The sequence below is a fragment of the Phenylobacterium sp. genome (assembly GCF_020402505.1).
Classification (GTDB): domain Bacteria; phylum Pseudomonadota; class Alphaproteobacteria; order Caulobacterales; family Caulobacteraceae; genus Phenylobacterium.
This window is the reverse complement of sequence record NZ_JADBZL010000206.1, coordinates 1-4,874: the sequence shown is the minus strand read 5'-3', so window position 1 is coordinate 4,874 and position 4,874 is coordinate 1. Positions and strand designations below refer to the sequence as shown.

General features: G+C 70.6%; 6 protein-coding genes and 1 pseudogene. 5 read left to right on the top strand and 2 right to left on the bottom strand.

The window, feature by feature from the left end; genetic code table 11:
• Positions 1-16: 16 nt before the first annotated feature.
• A complete protein-coding gene (locus IM632_RS13495; RefSeq protein ID WP_296480436.1) occupies positions 17-736 on the bottom strand; it encodes an RcnB family protein in 720 nt (239 codons plus the stop codon).
• Positions 737-858: 122 nt separating this feature from the next.
• Here IM632_RS13495 and IM632_RS13490 point away from each other — a divergent pair, with 122 nt between their 5' ends.
• From IM632_RS13490 to IM632_RS13470, 5 genes are all read left to right on the top strand, one after another.
• The gene (locus IM632_RS13490) at positions 859-1,413 is read left to right on the top strand and encodes a DUF924 family protein (RefSeq protein WP_293519869.1); all 555 of its coding nucleotides are present in this window, start codon (positions 859-861) and stop codon (positions 1,411-1,413) included.
• Between the two features lie 86 nt (positions 1,414-1,499).
• Positions 1,500-2,363 carry a thymidylate synthase gene (locus IM632_RS13485; protein WP_296552471.1) on the top strand — a complete coding sequence of 288 codons (864 nt, stop codon included), beginning with the start codon at positions 1,500-1,502 and terminating at the stop codon, positions 2,361-2,363.
• A gap of 5 nt (positions 2,364-2,368) precedes the next feature.
• Positions 2,369-2,887, top strand: coding sequence for a dihydrofolate reductase (locus IM632_RS13480; RefSeq protein ID WP_293513085.1), 519 nt, complete (start codon positions 2,369-2,371; stop codon positions 2,885-2,887).
• Between the two features lie 65 nt (positions 2,888-2,952).
• Positions 2,953-3,864, top strand: coding sequence for an SMP-30/gluconolactonase/LRE family protein (locus IM632_RS13475; protein ID WP_293528597.1), 912 nt, complete (start codon positions 2,953-2,955; stop codon positions 3,862-3,864).
• Positions 3,865-3,871: 7 nt separating this feature from the next.
• Entirely contained in the window at positions 3,872-4,312 is a 441-nt protein-coding gene (locus IM632_RS13470) for a globin (RefSeq protein WP_296480429.1), read from the top strand.
• A gap of 19 nt (positions 4,313-4,331) precedes the next feature.
• Here IM632_RS13470 and IM632_RS13465 read toward each other — a convergent pair.
• Positions 4,332-4,874: pseudogene (locus IM632_RS13465) on the bottom strand (12-oxophytodienoate reductase); the annotation flags it as partial.

Below are 4,874 nucleotides of genomic sequence, written 5' to 3'. Positions count from 1 at the left end.
CGGAGGGCCCGTCGCCCTACCAGAAGAGGGTGTAGGCCACCTGGACGATGCGCCCGGTCCACAGGTCCACCAGGGCGGCGTCGCGCCCCAGCCGCACCCAGGCGAAACCCACAGGCGGGACCGGCAGGCCATAGCTCCACCAGCTCTCGATCCGGAAGCGCGGCGTCCACCAGGTCCAGGGCAGGACCTCGCCATGGGACCAGCGGCGGGGCACGAAGCCCGGCGGCGGGACCCAGGGCCCGCCCCGATAGCGATAGGACGGGGTCCAGACCGGCGGGTACCAGCGGGGGTCATAGCGCGGCGGGCGGGGCGGCGGGCGGTGACGGTCATAGCGGTCGGCGCGATAGCCGTCGTAGCGATAACCGTCGTATCGATAGGGATCGTAGCGATGGGGATCGTAGCGGTCGTAACGATCGTCGCGATCCCAACCCCAGGACCCGTGGGCCTCGTCTCCGCCGCGACGCCGCCGGTCGTCATGGCGATCACGCTCGCTGCGGCCGGAATCCGGTCGCGCCTCAGGCCGCTCCGCCGAGGGCGGGACCTCCCGGGGCTGGCCGAACCGTCCCCAGGCCTCGGGACGCTGCGCCTCCGGGGGGGGCGGCGCGGGGGGCGCCAGGGGGGCGGGCGCCGGCGCCTCGTAGGCGTCAAGCTCCTGCCCGGCGGCGGGTCGGGCCGCGGCGAGGCCCAGGGCCAGGATGAGGGTCAGGAGGGATGTGCTGGCCGCAGGGCGGTTCATGGTCCTTGCCTCGGTTGCCGGAGCCGGGACGGCTCCGGGCGGTTGTCGCCCCCGCACGCATCGGATTAGGAAGGTCAACCTGAACCGCGGTTGAATGTGTGTTCCGCAGGAGGTCAAAGACCATGCCCGCCCTTCCCCAGGATGTCGTCGGCTACTGGCGCAACGCCGGCCCGCGCCGCTGGTTCCGCAAGGACGCCGCCTTCGACGAGGCCCTGCGCCTGCGCTTCGAGCCCGTCCACTTCGCCGCCGCCCGGGGCCAGTACGACGACTGGGTGCAGGAGGCCGAGCCGGCCCTGGCCCTCATCCTCCTGCTCGACCAGATCCCCCGCAACCTGTTCCGGGACAGCGCCCATGCCTTCGCCACCGACGGCAAGGCCCGGCGCGCCGCCCGCACCGCCCTGCGCCGGGGCTTCGATCTGCAGATCGAGCCCGAGCTGCGCCACTTCGTCTACATGCCGCTGGAGCATTCCGAGGATCCGGTCGATCAGGCCGACTGCGTGCGCCTCATCCAGGCCCTCTGCGCGGAGACCGGCGACACCGAGATCCTGCGCTTCGCCGAATTGCACCGCGACATCATCGACCGCTTCGGCCGCTTCCCCCACCGCAACGCCGCCCTGGGCCGGGAGAGCACGCCGGCCGAGCTGGCCTATCTCTCCGACGGCGGTTTCGCGGGATAACTCCGCCGGTCCTGTGGACCGCGGCGCCTGTCGCAGTTTCCGGAAGGGTGCGAATCGGGTCCCCTAGGCGGCCTTCCGGAGCCTTCATGAACGCCCCCGCCCGCATCGACGCCGACGAGACACCCGACGGGACTTCCGCCGCGGCCGGCTCGGCGCTTGAGCAGCCCTATCTCGACCTCCTGGCGGACATCCTGGCCAACGGCGTCGACCGGCCGGACCGCACCGGCGTCGGCACGCGCGGCGTCTTCGGCCGGCAGATGCGCTTTGACCTGTCGCGCGGCTTTCCCCTCCTGACCACCAAGACCCTGCACCGGCGCTCCATCGTGGTGGAGCTGATCTGGTTCCTGCGCGGCGAGACCAATGTCCGCTGGCTGCAGGAGCGCGGGGTCAGCATCTGGGACGAGTGGGCCGACGCCGAGGGCGAGCTGGGGCCGGTCTATGGCCGCCAGTGGCGCTCCTGGGCCACGCCGGACGGTCGGGTGATCGACCAGATGGCCGCCCTGGTGGAGGGGCTGAAGCGCAGCCCCGAGAGCCGCCGCCACATCGTCACCGCCTGGAACCCGGCGGACGTGGACGACATGGCCCTGCCCCCGTGCCACTGCCTCTTCCAGTTCCACGTGGCGAACGGGCGGCTGTCCTGCCAGCTCTACCAGCGCTCGGCCGACGTCTTCCTCGGCGTGCCCTTCAACATCGCCTCCTACGCCCTGCTGACCCACATGGTGGCGGCGGTGACGGGGCTGGAGGCCGGCGACTTCGTCCACACCCTGGGCGATGCGCACCTCTACCTGAACCACCTGGACCAGGCCCGCGAGCAGCTGACCCGGACGCCCCTGCCCCCGCCCCGGCTGGAGCTGGCGGCCCGGGACGACCTCTTCGCCTTCGAGCCCGAGGACGTGAAGTTCAAGGGCTACAAGGCCCATCCGGCCATCTCCGCCCCCATCGCGGTCTGACCGCCATGGCCGCCCCCCTCCTCACCGCCGGCCCCATCGCCAGGGCTCGCAACGGCGTCATCGGCCGCGCCGGGGGCCTGCCCTGGCGGCTGAAGTCCGACCTCGCCCGCTTCCGCGCCCTGACCATGGGCAAGCCGGTCATCATGGGCCGGCTGACCTGGGAAAGCCTGCCCCGCAAGCCCCTGCCGGGCCGCACCAACATCGTCCTGTCCCGGGACGCCTCCTACGCCCCCGAAGGTTGCGTGGTCTGCGAGGACTTCACAGAGGCCGTCGCCATCGGCCGGGAACAGGCCGAGGAGGACGGCGCCTCGGAGGTCTGCGTCATCGGCGGCGCCTCGCTCTTCGGCCTGGCCCTGGCGCGCGCCCGGCGCATCTACCTCACCGAGGTCCACGCCGACGTGGAGGGCGACGTGACCCTGCCCCCCTTCGACGAAGGCCGCTGGCGCGAGGTCCGCCGGGAAGACCTCCCTGCCGGAGAGCACGACGAGTTCCCCGTGACCTTCCGGGTGCTCGAGCGGGCCTGAGCCCTTCCCCTCGCCGCACCCCTCGCCCATAGTCGCGAGAGAGACATCCGGGGAGGAGACGGGCCATGGACCTGCAGCTGATCGCCGAGGACTTCCAGTTTCCGGAAGGTCCCATCGCCATGAACGACGGCTCGGTGATCCTCACCGAGATCAAGCGCCAGACCCTGACCCGGGTGAAGCCGGACGGCTCCAAGGAGATCCTGGTCCACACCGGCGGCGGCCCGAACGGGGCGGCGGTCGGCCCGGACGGCGCCATCTACATCACGAACAATGGCGGGTCCTTCGAGTGGCTGGACAACATGGGCATGACCATCCCCGGCCCGACCCCGCCCTCGCACACCGGTGGTTACATCCAGCGCTTCGACCTGAAGACCGGCGAGCTGAAGACCCTCTACAGCGAGTGTGACGGCAGGAAGCTGGTCGGGCCCAACGACCTCGTTTTCGACCGGCAGGGCGGCTTCTGGTTCTCCGACCATGGCTGCTCCACGCCCGAGGGCCGCAAGTTCGGCGCGATCTACTATGCGAAGACCGACGGCAGCCACATCAGCCGCCAGAAGGACCACCTGATCTCGCCCAACGGCATCGGCCTGTCCCCGGACGAAAAGGTCGTCTACCTGGCCGACACCAACCTCGGCCGGCTCTGGGCCTTCGACGTCGCCGAACCCGGCGTTCTGGCGCCCCCGGACGGCTTCGCCCCGGGGCGGGTGGTCTGCAACCTGCCCGGCTATCAGCTTCTCGACAGCCTGGCGGTGGAGGCTGGCGGCAAGGTCTGCGTCGCCACCATCATCAACGGCGGGATCACCGCCTTCGATCCCGACGGCTCGGTAGAGCACTTTGCGGTGCCCGACCTGGTCACCACCAACATCTGCTTCGGCGGCGCGGACATGCGCACGGCCTGGATCACCGCCTCGGCCACCGGCAAGCTCTACCGCGCCACCTGGCCGCGGCCGGGCCTGAAGCTCAACTTCAACGCCTGAAACCGGCATGCCCCGCAACCCGGACCCCCGCGAGCCCCTCATTGTCGCCAGCTTCGAGCTGGCTGCGGAGCGCAGCGAAGACCTGACGCCTGACGTTTATGCGCGCCTGTTCCGTGAGCAGCCGGAGATGGAGATCCTCTTCTGGCGCGACACCAACCACCAGATCCGCGGCGAGATGCTGACCCGGGTCATCCAGGCCATCCTCGATTTCGTGGGCGAACGCCTCTACTCCCGCACCCTGATCCAGAGCGAGGTGGTGGTGCATGAAGGCTACGACGTACCGCCCGAGGTCTTTCGGACCTTCTTCCGCACGGTCCGGGACGCGGTCCGCGAGGTCTGCGCCGCCGACTGGACGGCGGAATGGGAGGCGGCCTGGGAGAGTCTCCTGGCCGACCTCGACTATTACGTCACCCATCCCGACCAGGCCGAGACCCAGGCCCTGGCCTGACCGGGAGGGCGGCCGGGCCTCAGGAGAGGCTGGCCATGGCCGCGCGCTCGAAGCTCATGAGCTCGTCATTGCGGCCCTGGTGGATCTTCACCGCCCAGTTCGGGTCCTGCAGCAGGGCCCGACCCACGGCCACCAGATCGAACTCCTCCCGCTCCAGGCGCCGCAGCAGGTCGTCGATGGAGGCGGGCTGGGAGGCCTCGCCCGCATAGGCCGCCACGAACTCGCCCGACAGGCCCACAGAGCCCACCGTAATGGTCGGGACGCCGGTCAGCTTCTTGGCCCAGCCGGCGAAGTTGAGGTCCGAGCCCTCGAACTCCGGCTCCCAGAAGCGGCGCTGCGAGCAGTGCAGGATATCGGCGCCGGCGTCGGTCAGGGCGGTCAGCCAGGCCTCCAGTTCCTTTGGCGTCGGCGCCATCTTCACGGTGAAGTCCTGCTGCTTCCACTGGCTGATGCGGATGATCACCGGATAGTCCGGCCCCACCGCCTTGCGCACCGCCCGCAGGATGTCGCCGGCGAAGCGCGCCCGGCCGGGCAGATCCTTCGAGCCATAGGCGTCCTCGCG